This is a genomic window from Streptomyces sp. NBC_01716 (assembly GCF_036248275.1).
Classification (GTDB): Bacteria; Actinomycetota; Actinomycetes; order Streptomycetales; family Streptomycetaceae; genus Streptomyces.
On the sequence record NZ_CP109181.1, the window covers coordinates 6,489,391 to 6,503,283 of the forward strand.

At 68.9% G+C, this 13,893-nt stretch carries 13 protein-coding genes; 9 read left to right on the forward strand and 4 right to left on the reverse strand.

Annotation, left to right across the window (positions count from 1 at the left end; all coding sequences use genetic code 11):
- Positions 1-151: 151 nt before the first annotated feature.
- From OIE74_RS28590 to OIE74_RS28605, 4 genes are all read right to left on the reverse strand, one after another.
- Positions 152-1,261, reverse strand: a complete 1,110-nt coding sequence (locus OIE74_RS28590; protein ID WP_329388621.1) for a ferric reductase-like transmembrane domain-containing protein — start codon at positions 1,259-1,261, stop codon at positions 152-154.
- Between the two features lie 372 nt (positions 1,262-1,633).
- Positions 1,634-2,167, reverse strand: coding sequence for a copper chaperone PCu(A)C (locus OIE74_RS28595; protein WP_329388623.1), 534 nt, complete (start codon positions 2,165-2,167; stop codon positions 1,634-1,636).
- On the reverse strand, positions 2,164-4,401 hold the full coding sequence (locus OIE74_RS28600) for a heavy metal translocating P-type ATPase (RefSeq protein WP_329392474.1): 2,238 nt from the start codon (positions 4,399-4,401) through the stop codon (positions 2,164-2,166). Before OIE74_RS28600 ends, OIE74_RS28595 begins: the two co-directional genes overlap by 4 nt.
- A gap of 53 nt (positions 4,402-4,454) precedes the next feature.
- The gene (locus OIE74_RS28605; RefSeq protein ID WP_329388625.1) at positions 4,455-4,757 is read right to left on the reverse strand and encodes a hypothetical protein; all 303 of its coding nucleotides are present in this window, start codon (positions 4,755-4,757) and stop codon (positions 4,455-4,457) included.
- A gap of 318 nt (positions 4,758-5,075) precedes the next feature.
- Here OIE74_RS28605 and OIE74_RS28610 point away from each other — a divergent pair, with 318 nt between their 5' ends.
- The 9 genes from OIE74_RS28610 (at position 5,076) to OIE74_RS28650 (ending at position 13,887) form a co-directional block, all read left to right on the forward strand.
- Entirely contained in the window at positions 5,076-5,738 is a 663-nt protein-coding gene (locus OIE74_RS28610; protein ID WP_329388628.1) for a hypothetical protein, read from the forward strand.
- 143 nt (positions 5,739-5,881) lie between these two features.
- Positions 5,882-6,559, forward strand: coding sequence for a sigma-70 family RNA polymerase sigma factor (locus tag OIE74_RS28615; protein WP_329388630.1), 678 nt, complete (start codon positions 5,882-5,884; stop codon positions 6,557-6,559).
- Positions 6,560-6,650: 91 nt separating this feature from the next.
- The gene (locus OIE74_RS28620; RefSeq protein ID WP_329388632.1) at positions 6,651-7,403 is read left to right on the forward strand and encodes an aspartyl/asparaginyl beta-hydroxylase domain-containing protein; all 753 of its coding nucleotides are present in this window, start codon (positions 6,651-6,653) and stop codon (positions 7,401-7,403) included.
- Between the two features lie 573 nt (positions 7,404-7,976).
- A complete protein-coding gene (locus OIE74_RS28625; RefSeq protein ID WP_329388634.1) occupies positions 7,977-9,395 on the forward strand; it encodes an MFS transporter in 1,419 nt (472 codons plus the stop codon).
- Positions 9,396-9,461: 66 nt separating this feature from the next.
- Positions 9,462-10,523, forward strand: a complete 1,062-nt coding sequence (locus tag OIE74_RS28630; protein ID WP_329388636.1) for a beta-ketoacyl-ACP synthase III — start codon at positions 9,462-9,464, stop codon at positions 10,521-10,523.
- A complete protein-coding gene (locus OIE74_RS28635; RefSeq protein WP_329388638.1) occupies positions 10,520-10,756 on the forward strand; it encodes an acyl carrier protein in 237 nt (78 codons plus the stop codon). The genes OIE74_RS28630 and OIE74_RS28635 overlap by 4 nt, the downstream gene beginning before the upstream one ends.
- 40 nt (positions 10,757-10,796) lie before the next feature.
- On the forward strand, positions 10,797-11,687 hold the full coding sequence (gene scoE, locus OIE74_RS28640) for a (3R)-3-[(carboxymethyl)amino]fatty acid oxygenase/decarboxylase (RefSeq protein WP_329388640.1): 891 nt from the start codon (positions 10,797-10,799) through the stop codon (positions 11,685-11,687).
- A complete protein-coding gene (scoD, locus tag OIE74_RS28645; RefSeq protein WP_329388642.1) occupies positions 11,684-12,232 on the forward strand; it encodes a (2E)-enoyl-ACP glycyltransferase in 549 nt (182 codons plus the stop codon). The genes scoE and scoD overlap by 4 nt, the downstream gene beginning before the upstream one ends.
- A gap of 104 nt (positions 12,233-12,336) precedes the next feature.
- On the forward strand, positions 12,337-13,887 hold the full coding sequence (locus OIE74_RS28650; protein WP_329388644.1) for a long-chain-fatty-acid--CoA ligase: 1,551 nt from the start codon (positions 12,337-12,339) through the stop codon (positions 13,885-13,887).
- Positions 13,888-13,893: the final 6 nt, after the last annotated feature.

Below are 13,893 nucleotides of genomic sequence, written 5' to 3' on the forward strand. Positions count from 1 at the left end.
CCCTCCCTGCGACCGCACCTTATGTTCAGGTGGTTGGGTGACCCCGCAACGGCGCGCCCGACCCGACCACGCGTGACGCACCGACTTCACACGTACGCCTGACGTGTCGCGGGACTGCCCGGCCTCCGGACGAGTGCCGGGCGTCCTCGCGTCAGACCCGGTCGGCCGTGTCCGTCGCGCGCTCGTCCGCGGGGGCCGCGGATTTCGCCGTACCGGCAGCTCGGGGACGGAGTCTGAGGACAACAGCGACGACGGCCAGTGTGAACAGCGCCAGGCCCGCCCAGATCACCCACTTGTGCGGCCACGGCACGAGAGCGCCGGCCTCGGGGGAGCGCCCGCCGTCCACGCCGGTGACGACGACCGCCACCAGCCCCAGGATGGTGGCCACCACCACGATCCTCCCGAGCAGCCTCGCGCTCAGCGGCAGCGCGACGTCGCGACGCCGGGGGCCGCGCAGGCGCAGGCGCTCGCCGGGGCGGGCCGGTGCCATCAGACGGGCCAGGAGCAGGACGGCGATCGGGATCTGCAGGGCCCACACCATGGTGCGGAAGGGGCCGTCGAACCACGCCTGGCTGCTGTACAGCAGGGTGTGCCAGGCGCTGAGGATGTAGACCACGATGACGAAGCGGTGCAGGGCCAGCCACATGCGCGAGCCGGTCCGGTGCCGCAGGTAGAAGGCGAGGCCGAGCGGGATGGCCAGGTACATCGCCAGCAGGCCGATCAGGATGGCGACACGGCCGGTGCCGGTGGCGTACCCGCCGGGGACGAACACGTCGACGAACGCGGTCCACACGCTGCGTCCGAGCGACCACTGGTCCTGGTTGGTCCGGATCTGGTCGGTGAAGAAGAAGAGAGCGTGCATGAACATCAGACCGACGGTGGTCAGGCTCGTGGTGCGGTGCCACTTCTCCAGCCGCGCGGCGGGCAGCCGGCGCCAGCGGGGTCTCGGCCCCGAACGCAACAGCCCGAATATCAGCGTCCCGTAGGCCCACAGCATCGCCGACCAGCCGAACGCCTGGCACATCCAGTACATCCAGAACTCGCCCGCGTTCGCCATGTCCGGCATGAGCTTGAGGGTCGCCGATGTCCCGTTCTCCACGCGGACGTAGAGCAGCCAGTAGATCAACAGGGTGACCACCAGGGCCAGTGAGGCGTCCGGCACCGCGCCTCGCAGATCGGCGCGCAGACCGGCCCAGTCGAAACGGGCACGCTCCTTCCCCTGACGCGAGGAAGGCGTCACCGGTCCCGAGGACTTCGCCATTGCTCAACTCCGGTTTTCCGTACGGCATGCCACGGGACACCGATGGTGAACAACCCGGGGCAATGCTGGTCTGTACCACGCTCTTCGCGGTGGAGAGTAACGACGTTTTCCCCATCACGGAAGACGGCGATCCGGCGTCTCCGTATTTCACGGGCATTCAAAAAACTTCACCATCTCCGGGAACTTTTCGGGGGAGTTGAACGACTGGACTCGGCGGTCACGCCGACAACTTGGCCGGGCCCAGGAACTGGACACGGAATCCCGCCGACTTCTGATGCGGAAGACGAATCCAGCGCTGGAGAAGTACTGGAGTACGAGCGGCGCGGGGCGGTGTGGCGGCGGGCCTGAGCCCCGGGACGCGGGTGCGCCCGGTCAACTGCCCGGGCGCACCACGGTCGCGACCGCTTTCACGCTGTCACTGTGACGGAAGTGAAGGACGAACGGGACGGCGTCACCCTCGTTCCAGCGGGTCCCCTCCTTCAGCGTGACCATCACGTCCAGGCCGTACGGCGACATGGCCAGCGCCGCCCCGGCGGGAACCGTCGCCGAGTCCGCCATTCCCATGGAGTCGCCGCCTCCTCCGTTGCTCCGGTGGCGGCTCAGCATGGCCTCCGAGATGGCGGGCGACGTCACGGACACGAGCGCGTCGTCCGCGCCGCCCTTGTTCGTCACGGTGAAGAACGCCGCCGTCTCCGTGTTGTCGCTGTACGGAAGAAAGACATGCGGATCGGTGACCTCAAGGACAGGCGGCCTGCCCGCCTGCCCCGCCCCGACCCACTGCGTCAGACCCGCCAGCGCCACTACGCAGGCGGTCCAGGGGATGAGCCCGGCATAGAAACCGTCGCGCAGCCGCTCGCGCGTGATGTGCCATCCCGTCGAGGTCTCCTGGGAGGGGCTGTCGGTCATCGCCGCAGTGCTCCTTGCTTCGTACGCGCTCCGCTTCCCGGGGCGCGCGAGGGCCGCCAGCCGCGCAGCCGGAGGCTGTTGCCCACCACGAGCAGGGAGCTCACGGACATCGCCGCGGCGGCGACCATCGGGTTGAGCCACCCCACCGCCGCGAGCGGCACGGTGACGACGTTGTAGCCGAAGGCCCAGATCAGGTTGGTACGGATGGTGCCGAGGGTCCGTCTGGCGAGACCGATCGCGTCGGCGACCGACTCGATGTCTCCGCGCACCAGCGTCACGTCGGCCGCTCCGATGGCGACGTCCGCGCCGCTTCCCATCGCGATGCCGAGGTCCGCGCCCGCGAGGGCGGCGGCGTCGTTCACGCCGTCTCCGATCACCGCGACGCGGCGGTCCTCCTCGCGCAGCCGGCGGACGAGATCGGCCTTGCCCTCGGGGGTGCACCGGGCGTGCACCTCGGTGATGCCGAGTTCGGCGGCGACCGCCTCGGCGGTGGCCTCGCGGTCGCCCGTCGCCAGGACGGGCTCCACTCCAAGGCGCCTGAGACGGTCGACGGCACGGTAACTCCCGGGGCGCAGAACATCGCCCAGGACGATGAGCGCCTCGTCCACCCCGTCGACCCGGACCCGTACCGCCGTACGCGCAGCGGCTTCCGCGTCCGCCAAAGCTCCAGCCAGGGACTTCGCCAGGTCGTCCCCGGGGGAGCACACCTCGACCCGGTGGCCGTCGACAAGACCGGAGACGCCGCTCCCGGCGGTCGCCGCGAACTCTGTCACCTCGGGCAACGGCGCGTCGGGCCAGGCGCGTTGGGCGTACGCGGTGAGTGCCCGGCCGAGAGGGTGCTCCGAACCTCGTTCCACCGCTCCGGCCAGCCGGACCACGGTCCGCTCGCCGAGGCCGTCGGCGACCACCGTGACCTTGGTGACGCTCATATGGCCCGTGGTCAGGGTTCCCGTCTTGTCGAGAATCACCGTGTCGACGTGCCGCAGTGTCTCCAGCGCCTGCGGACCGCTGACCAGTACGCCGAGTTGCGCGCCTCGGCCCGTGGCCGCCAGCAGCGCGGTGGGGGTCGCCAGGCCCAGGGCGCAGGGGCAGGCGACGACCAGGATCGCCACACACGCGGTGACCGCGGCCTGCGGATCGGCTCCGGCACCGAGCCAGAATCCGAGCACGGTGACCGCCAGGGTCAGTACGACCGGGACGAAGCCGCCCGCCACCGAGTCGGCCAGCCGCTGGGCGCGGGCCTTTCCGGCCTGGGCCTCGGTGACCAGGTGGGTGATGCGGGCGAGCTGGGTGTCCGTCCCGACCGCCGTGGCACGGACGGTGAGCAGCCCTCCGGCATTGACCGCCGACCCCACCACCGCCTGGCCGGGGGCGACTTCGACAGGCTCGCTCTCACCGGTGACCAGGGACAGGTCGAGCGCGGAGCTGCCGGAGACCACGACGCCGTCGGTGGCGACCCGTTCGCCCGGCCGGACGATGAACTCCTGCCCCACGCCGAGTTGTTCGATGGGGACGCTGCGCTCTTCGCCGTCGACCCGCACCGTCACGTCTTTGACGCCCAGCCCGGCGAGCGCGCGCATCGCCTGCCCGGTGGCGCGCCGTGCCCTCGCCTCAAGGAAGCGTCCTGTCAGGACGAACAGCGGTACTCCGACCGCCGCTTCGAGATAGATGTGGGGCACCCCGTCGCCCGCCGACGGCAGGAACGTGAACGGCATACGCATGCCCGGATCGCCCGCGCCGCCGAAGAAGAGGGCGTAGGCGGACCAGGCGAAGGAGGCCACCACGCCGAGCGACACCAGTGTGTCCATCGTGGCCGCCGAGTGCCGTACTCCCGAGAGCGCGCGGCGGTGGAAGGGCCAGGAGCCCCACGTCGCGACCGGAGCGGCGAGCGCGAAACAGAGCCACTGCCAGTTACGGAACTGCAGGTCCGGAACCATGGACAGCACCAGGACCGGTACGGAGAGCAGTGCCGTCACCACCAGCCGCCGGCGCGCCTCGGCCGCCTCGTGCGAATCGGGCTCCTCGGTCGGCTCCGCACCCTTCTGGGGCTCGGGCGGCAAGGGGAGTTGAGCCGTGTAGCCGGCCCGCTCGACCGTCGCCACCAGGACCTCTGGAGTGATGTCAGGCGGGTGGCTGACGCGGGCGTTCCCCGTGGCCAGATTGACCGTGGCGGTGACTCCTTCGAGCTTCGCCAGCCGTTTCTCCACCCGGCCAACGCACGCCGCACAGGTCATCCCGCCGACGACGATGTCTGTGGTGATCGTCGCGGAACTCCTGGTCTCTGTGCTCACTGTCCGCCGCCCGAATGCGTACCGCCCATGTCGCCCATGTCGTCGCCCATATCGCCCATATCACCCGTGTCGCCGGTGTCGCCGGTGCCGCCGCCCGGTGGACCGTCGAGCGGGCCCTGGGGCCCGGTGTCCGTGGAGTGCATGCCGGGAGCGACCGGGCCGACCGCCGAGCCGACCCAGTACGACATGCCGAAGACCACCGTCAGCAGGACCAGGAACCCGGTCAGTGCCGGGGGCGGCACGCATCGCTTCAGCAATGCCACCACCCGCGGGACGAAGGGCCCATGCCGGTCTGCCATCACCGCTCCAGAAAAGAGATCTCCGCCGACCGCCGGACAATCGGCGGGAATTCAGGGCCATGGCGGTCGGCCCGCGCACGCTCGGAAAACCATGCTGACATGAGGCGCACTCACGGGACGCAGTTGTGCGGGCTCGTCATCGTGTGAGGATTCTCCCGCCGATTCCCGGGAACTCCGAGCGCCTGTCGTCCGACGCATTTCCCGCATGGGGAAGGACGTTCCTGTCCTCCGTGAGTGATATCGCGGAACAGGCTGTTCTCGGCGTGATTGCGGTGCAACGATGACTCCGCCATGCACCTGGGTCCATGCTTCCGCGGAGTGAGGGCCGCGCTGTTCGCGGCCGTCGGTGTGCTTCTCGCTGCCCTGGGACACGTCCTCATGTCGGGAATGACCGTCCCATGGCCCGCGGTGCTCGTCGCATGCGCGATCACCGGTCTCACGGGGTGGGTCGTGACCGGCAGGGAGCGCGGATTCCCCGTGGTCCTGTCCTCGGTGGTCGCCGTCCAGGCCCTTCTGCACGCCTGGTTCGCCCTGGCCCAAGTGACGCGGCGCCCCGCCGGGACGGGCGGTGGCTCGATCATGGAGCAGTGGGTCCGGCACGTGCTGTGCCAGGCACCCGCCGCGACCATGGCCGACCACACCCACCAAGCGATGCCCGGGATGCCGGCCATGCCCGACACCATGGCCATGGGCAGCGGACAGAGCGCCACGACATCGTTGGCGATGCTCTCCGCCCATCTGCTCGCCGCCGTGCTGTGCGGCCTCTGGCTCGCGTTCGGAGAGCGGGCCGCCTTCCAGTGCCTACGGGCCTGTGCCGGCTGGGTCGTCGCCCCCCTGCGACTGCCAGGCGCCCTGCCGGCACCTTCCGTCCTGCCGCGTGTACGAGCCGATTCCCCGCACACCGTCCGCGGATCGCGGCAACTGCTGCTCGCCGACGCCATCACCTCACGGGGTCCGCCCACGGGAACCGCTGTCCTCTGACAGCCCGATTCCCGTGACCACGACGGCTCTCACCGGCGCGGCCACGGTGCCCGGCCCTGCCTGAACGGGGCCGTACCAGTGGGCCGGAGCCGCCTGCGAGCGGTGTCCGGACCGACCCGGATTCCGAAGAAGGACATCAGGCGATGACGCATGCCCTGCCCCGAACCGACCTGAGAGACAGCGACGTACGAACCCCCGGCCTCCCGGGTACGAACGAGGCGACCATCACGGACTGGGCCCTCGCCGCGGGTGAAGGTGACGCCGACGCCGTGGAACGGTTCGTCGGCGCCCTGCACCGCGACATCTGGCGATACCTGGCGTACCTGAGCGGCGACCCGCAATCCGCCGACGACCTGACCCAGGAGACCTTCCTGAGAGCGCTGGGCAGCCTGCCCCGGTTCGAAGGCCGTTCATCGGCCCGCACCTGGCTGCTGTCGATCGCCCGGCGGTCCTTCATCGACAGCCTCCGTCACGCCGCCGTGCGGCCGGTCGTCTCCGACACCGTCGACTGGTGCGTCGCGGCCGAGAAGACCAGACCTCAGGGCATCCCCGGCTTCGAGGAAGGAATCGCGCTGACGGAGTTGCTGGCGTCCATCCCGGCGGAGCGGTACGACGCCTTCGTCCTCACCCAACTGCTCGGCCTGCCCTACGAGGAAGCCGCGCGGGCCATCGGCTGCCCGGTGGGCACGGTCCGCTCCCGGGTGTCCCGCGCCCGTGGCCACCTGATCGGCATGCTCATCGACGCGGAGCGCGCGGCGGCCGGAGGGGCGGACCCGGCCCACCGGCCGTCCACGGCGAATCTGACAGGCGCGGCGGCCTGATGCGCCGGACAGCAACGAGGGCGAGTGCGGTCGCCTTTCCGCATGGCACTGCCGCTGGCCGAAAGTCGCTCTCGAACGTGAGGAGTTCCGCGTGACACCCGAGATGGAGAACGCGTTCGCGGAAATCAGGAGAAGGTCCGGGCCGGCCTCCATCGCGCGCGTGGAGCGGATGATGGAGACCGGGAACCAGCCACGCCATCCGCTGCAACGCGGCGCCAAATGGGTTATGCCCGGCCTTTCGCAGAGGCCCTGGCACGACCCCTACGAATACGCCGAACTGGCGCCCGTCGTCGAGGCCCTGGAGTCCAGCCACCCATCGATCAAGGACGAGCTGAGCGAGGCGTGGGCAACCCGACAGGGCGCCTTCTCGGACTACGAGCACTATCTGACCCGGCAGAAGGACTGGCAGGCACTGTATCTGTTCCGGCGGGGAAGGCTGGTCGATGAATCGGCCTCCCTCGCGCCCACCGCTTTCCGGGTCATCGATGAGATGGCGGTCGAACCCGAGAAGATCTGCCCGCTCCTCGAATGTCATTTTTCGACCCTGTTGCCCGGAGCGGCCATTGATCCGCACTGCGACCTGTGGAATTTCAGCATCAATCTCCATCTCGCCGTCGACATCCCGGACGGCTGCGGCATCACGGTCGCCGGTGAGCATCGTTCCTGGCAGGAGGGCAAGTGCCTGCTATTCGACTACTCCTTCGAGCACGAGGCGTACAACTCGGGGACCCGTCCGCGCACCTGCCTGCTCGTCGATCTCTGGCATCCGGACACCACGCTTCCTGAACGCGAGGCGCTCGTCGTTCTGTTCACCGAGATCCGGCGGCTGATGGGCGACGACTGAACACCCGATACCCGACCCCCGACACCCGTCACCTCCGCATGGCCCGTTCCGGCTGCTCACGTCCGGAGCGGGCCATCGCCGTATACGGAGCAGGGGTATATTGATTCCTCGCTCCCGATCCGCAGCCGCACACTTTCACGCTGTCCGGGAACTGGATGTGTTTTCTGGGCGACTTCCTCTGGATAGGCTACGATGGGCGAGTTGGAGCGAAGCTCCCCGAATTCCTTCCGGTCGGCCGCCACTTGGCCGTGAGACCAGAATTCTCAAGCCGGAACAGGCCAGTTTGACAGCGCATCAAGAGGCGCTCCATGGCTGAAAATAAACTCTCTCCCGAGCCTTGCTGACACGTTCTTCGACGGCGTTCTTCACGACCGTTGGAACTCCCGGCGCCTTCCTCTCCAAATACATGATGGCGAGCAGGATTCAAGACCATTTTGAGACGGTCCTGATTCGCTCCTTGAGCGCTTGTCCGGCGGGGGAGTGTGAACCACCATCCGATGAGCCACCAGGGCCCCGGCCAGGGGTATCCGCCTGGTCCGCGATTCCACCGAGTACCGAGAGGGCCGTCGCAGGATGTCCGTAACGAAGTCGCCCGTCGCCGTGACCGGCCCCCGCCTGGGGGCACCTCTTCTGGCGCTCGCCGCCGCGCAGTTGGTCATCGCACTCGACTTCAGCATCGTGTACGTGGCGCTTCCCGGTATCCGGAGCGCACTGGGCTTCTCCGCGCAGGATCTCCAGTGGGTCGTCAGCGCGTACGTGGTGGCCACCGGCGGCCTGCTTCTGCTGGGCGGTCGCGCCACCGACCTGTTGGGCCGCCGTCGGATGTTCGTCCTGGCCGCACTCCTCTACGCGGTCTCGTCCCTGGTGGGTGGTCTGTCCGAGTCCGCCGGAACCCTCGTGGCGGTGCGCGCCGTCCAGGGTCTGGGCGGGGCCCTGCTCTTTCCCGCGACGCTCTCACTGATCAACACGGTCTATGCCGAAGGGCCGGCCCGTAACCGCGCGCTCGCGGTGTGGGGGGCGGCCGGCGCGGGAGGGCTCTGCTTCGGTTCGCTGCTCGGCGGGGCGCTTGTGCAGATGTTCGGCTGGCAGGCGGTGTTCTTCGTCAACGTTCCACTGGCCGGTGCGATCGCCCTGGCGGGGTATCTGCTCTTCCCCGCGGACGTCCGGCGCCCGGCGCGGGACGGGTTCGACGTCCTGGGAGCCCTGACCGCCACGGCCGGAATCACCCTTCTCGTATTCGTCCTGGTACGGGCTCCCGAGACGGGCTGGAGGACGCGCGAGACCGCCCTTCTGGTGCTGACCGCTCTGGCCCTGACCGCGATCTTCGTGGTGGTGGAGTCACGGTCCCGTGCCCCGCTCGTCCCGCCCCGTCTGTTCGCCCGTCGCGGGCTCTTGGGGGCGATGGCCCTGACCGCGCTCTACGGCGCGACCTTCAGCTCGATGCCGTACTTCCTCACGCTGTACTTCCAGACGCTGCACCGATACACCGCCTTCGCCACAGGTCTCGCCTTCCTGGTGCCCGCCGTGGTCGTGGCCCTCGGTGCGCGGCTGGGCGCCAAGGCGGTGTCGCGCTTCGGACCGCACCGCACTCTGCTGGGCGGAATGCTGGCGGGCGCGGCGGGTGCCCTCGCCCTGGGGCCGGCCCTGGCCGACTCGGGTTCGTATCCACCTCTGCTGCCGGGGCTTCTCCTGCTGAGCCTGGGACAGGGCATCGGATGGACCGCCATGTGGATCGCCGCTGCCGCCGGCGTCGCCCCGGACGACCAGGGAATCGCCTCCGGCCTGGCCTCCACGACGCTTCAGGCCGGCGGCGCGCTGGGTCTGGCGGTCCTGGTCGCGTCGGCCAACTCCGTCACGGGTTCAGCGGGTGCCGGGCTGCTCGACGGAATCCGTACCGCCGTGCACCTGATCGCGGCAGGGCTCTGCTGCGGGGCGCTGATGATCCTCGCCCGGCGGCGGACGCACACCTCACCGACCGGGCAGGCCAGGTGAGCGCCGGCCCCGCCCGCCCACTGTTCGCCCATCACTCACCCCTTCAGCACACCGAGGAGGACCACTGTGTACGGACGCCGTACCGGTACTCCGGCCGTCGCCCCCGTTCTGACCGGACTCGCCGGCTGGCTCCCCTCCGCCGTGGTCACGAACGACGACCTCGCCGCGAGGTTCGCCACCACCGACGCGTGGATTCGCTCCCGCACCGGCATCGCCCGGCGACATGTCGCGAAGCCCGGCGAGGCGACCTCCGATCTCGCGGTGGAGGCGGGGCGCCGTGCCCTGGTCTCCGCCGGCACGGGGAGCGCGGACACGGTCATCGTCGCCACGACCACGCCGGACCGCTCCTGCCCGGCGACGGCTCCCGTCGTCGCCGGCCGACTGGGACTCGTCGAGGCGGCGGCGTTCGACGTCGGCGCTGTCTGCACCGGGTTCGTGTACGGACTGGCCACCGCCGCGGGGCTCATCGCGGCCGGAGTCGCGGAACGTGTCCTGCTCATCGGGGCCGACACCTATTCGACGATCGTGGACCCCCAGGACCGGGCCAACGCGGTGATCTTCGGGGACGGTGCCGGTGCCGTCGTCCTGCGTGCGGGAGATCCCGGCGAGCCCGGCGCGGTCGGCCACTTCGACCTGGGGAGCGATGGCACACAGGAGGAGCTGATCATGGTCGCGGCCGGGGGCTCACGGCAGCCCTTCACCGCGACCGACACGTCGCGTCAGGACCTTCACTTCTCCATGCGCGGCAAGGAGGTCTACCGCGAGGCCGTCACACACCTGACCGCCTCGGCGCGCAACACCCTCCGGCACGCCGGCCTCAAGGCCGACGAGATCGACCACTTCGTGCCTCATCAGGCGAACCTGCGCATCCTCCGCTCGGTGTCCGATGAACTCGGGCTCCCGCCGGAACGGCTGCGGAGCAACATCGAGTCCGTCGGGAACACCGGAGCCGCCTCCATTCCCCTGGCGCTCGCCGACGCGGCCGCCCGCCGCATCGTCCAGCCGGGTGAGCGTGTCCTCCTCAGCGCCTTCGGCGGAGGCCTCACCTGGGGATCCTGCCTGGTCGACTGGCCCGAACTCGCGCCCACACCACACCCGTACGAAGGAGGAGAAGAACCCACTCCATGAGTACCACCTACGACCAGCTGGTCGCGATCATCGCGAAACTGCACGACGCCCCGCACGACCGGATCCATCCCGGCGCGACCTTCGCCGAACTGGATGTCGACTCCCTGACGCTGGTCGAGATCAGCATGCGGGTCGAACGTGACCTCGGAGTGACGGTGGAGGACAGCGAACTCCGCCCGGACCTCACCCTCGACGCCACCGCGAAGCTGATCGACACGAAGAGGGACCAGTAAGACACCGCACCGCCGATATCAACCACGAAGGGCAACGACGATGAAGATCTCGGCACACTCGGACGCCGCTTTCGGGGTCACGGTCGAGGGGTTCGACCACGACACCGCCGGGTCCGCGGACATCGACACCCTCAAAGAAGCGGTCTACCGCCACAAGATGGTGGTCCTCAAGGGACAGGAACTCTCCCCGCCACGGTTCCTGGAACTCGGCAGACGGCTCGGCCGTCCGGAGACGTACTACGAACCGATGTACCGGCACCCGGAGATCGAGGAGATATTCGTGTCCTCCAACGTCCCCGAAGACGGCAAACAGATCGGGGTGCCGAAGACCGGGAAATTCTGGCACGCCGACTATCAGTTCATGCCGGATCCTTTCGGTATCACACTGATCTACCCGCAGGTGATACCGGAGAAGAACCGGGGCACGTACTTCATCGACATGGGAAAGGCGTACGAGAGACTTCCCGGGCACCTCAAGTCCGCGGTGAGGAGCACGTATTGCCGGCACACCGTGCGCAAGTACTTCAAGATCCGTCCGCACGACGTGTACCGCCCCATCTCGGAAATCATCGACGAGGTCGAACGGAAGACACCTCCTGTCGTCCGCCCGACCACGTTCACCCACCCCATGACCGGCGAAACCGTCCTGTACCTCAGTGAGGGGTTCACCGTCGGGATCGAGGACGAGGACGGAAAACCGGCCGAGGGGGATCTGCTGCACCAGCTCTTCGAAGCCACCGGCCAGCTCGACGACACCTTCGGCCACGAGAACATTCACCTCCAGAGCTTCGAACAGGGTGACCTGCTCATCTGGGACAACCGCAGTCTCGTTCACCGGGCCCGCCACACCGTCACCCCCGAGCCGACGGTGTCCTACCGGGTCACGGTGCACGACGAGCGGAAGCTGTACGAGACGACGGCCGCGGCATGACGAGCGTTCCGTCCGTCCTTCGGACCGCACGGCCGGCGCGGTCGTACGAGACGGACCACGCCCTGCTCGCGCGAGTCCTGCTGCCCTACAAGGAGAACTGCGCGTACGTCCGGTCCGCCGAAGTCACCACGGAGTCAGGACGCGTGGCGGCGCACTGCGAATTCGCGATACCGGAATCCTGCTACATCAAGGACACCGGGCACCTGAACTCCGTTGAAGTCAACATCTGTTACAACCAGATGATGTATTACCTCGTAGCGAAGTCCGTCCAGGAAAGGCTCCTTGAACCACTCTCCTCCTGGACGCTGGAGGACTACTGGACGCGCCAACTGCCGGACATTCTCATCGCCCGCTTCTCCAGCAACTTCCGCAGGCCCGTCAACCCGCGTTCCTTCTCCGGTGAGATGGAGTTCACCGCGGTGTCGCCAAGGCGGCCGGCAGGCGGCAGCCCCCTGCTGGTGGCGGAGACCGCCTTTCGGTACCGGGACGGCGACGGGGGCCGATGCGACGGCGAGGCCGTCCTCGCGTTCGTCAATCTTCCCTAAGGGCTGTCGTCGCGCGCCCGCCAGGGATTACGGGACAGCCCTTAGTTTCGCCGCATTCGGCGACGCACCGTCACATACCAGGAACAGAGGAGCGGATTCACGTCATGACACTCGTGGATACGGCGCGTTTCCACGCCGAGCACCGGCCCGACGCCCTCGCGATCCTCTGCGAAGGACGCGGCGTCACCTACGGACAACTGGACCTCGAAAGCGACCGCGTCGCGCGCGCCCTTCACGGCGCCGGGCTCCGGCCCGGCGCCAGGGTGGCTTACCTGGGCAAGGAATCCGAGCGCTACTACGAGATCCTCTTCGGCTGCGCCAAGAGCGGCACCGTCCTGGTCCCCGTCAACTGGCGCCTCGCCGCTCCCGAGATCAGCCACATCCTCCAGGACTCTGCCAGTGAACTGCTCTTCCTGGAAGAGGAGTTCACCCCGGTCACCGAACGCCTCGGGACCCCGCCGCCCAAGACGGTCGTCCGCCTCGGGAACGGTGGCGCGGGAGACCCCTTCGAGATCTGGAAGACGGGGCGGCCCGGTGCGGAGCGGACACCGGCCCCGCCGATCGGTCCTGACACGCCGGTCGCCCAGCTCTACACGAGCGGGACCACGGGGCTGCCGAAGGGGGTCGTGCTCGCCCACCGCAGCTTCTCCGCGATCCGCGACGCGATGGCGGACGCCGGGCTGGACTGGATCGACTGGCGGCCCGGTGACATCGCGCTGGTCGGCATTCCCGGCTTCCACGTCGGCGGCCTGTGGTGGGCCGCACAGAACTTCAACGCCGGGACGACCGTCGTGGCGATGCGCGCCTTCGCCGCCCGAGACGCCGCGGCCCTCATCCGGGACCTGGGTGTGACCACCGCCTGTGTCGTCCCCGCCATGCTCCGGCTGCTGCTGGCCGAACCGGGCGTCACCCCGGGCGACTTCTCGACTCTGCGAAAGATCGTGTACGGCGGTTCGCCCATCTCCGAGGCCCTTCTGGAGCAGAGCCTGGCCATGTTCGGCTGCCAGTTCGCGCAGATCTACGGCCTCACGGAGACCGGGAACACCGCCGTGTGTCTGCCGCCCGCCGACCACATACCCGGGCACCCCCGCATGCGGGCCGCGGGCCGCCCGTACCCCGGTGTCCGAGGCAAGGTCGTCGACGAGCGGGGGCGTGAACTGCCCGCCGGCACGGTGGGCGAGATCTGTCTGGCCACCCCGGCGCGGATGGTGGAGTACTGGGGACGGCCGGAGCAGACCGGCGAGACCCTGATCGACGGCTGGATCCACACGGGTGACGCCGGCTACATCGACACCGACGGCTATGTCTTCATCCGTGACCGCATCAAGGACGCGGTCATCGTCGCGGGCGAGAACGTCTACCCCGCGGAGATCGAGAACGCCCTCGAACACCACCCCGGGGTGGCCGAGGCCGTCGTCGTCGGCGCTCCCGACGAACGCTGGGGCGAAAGCGTCCACGCCTTCATCGTCGCCGCCCCCGGACAGCAACCCTCGTTCGGGGAGCTTCATCGCTTCCTCATGGACCGGCTCGCGAGCTTCAAGCTGCCCGCCCGGTACGAGTTCATCGATCAGGTACCGCGCAACCCCAGCGGCAAGATCCTGCGCCGCGAACTCCGGGACCGCTTCTGGGGCGGCTCCGAGCGCAAGGTCAACTGACCGCGC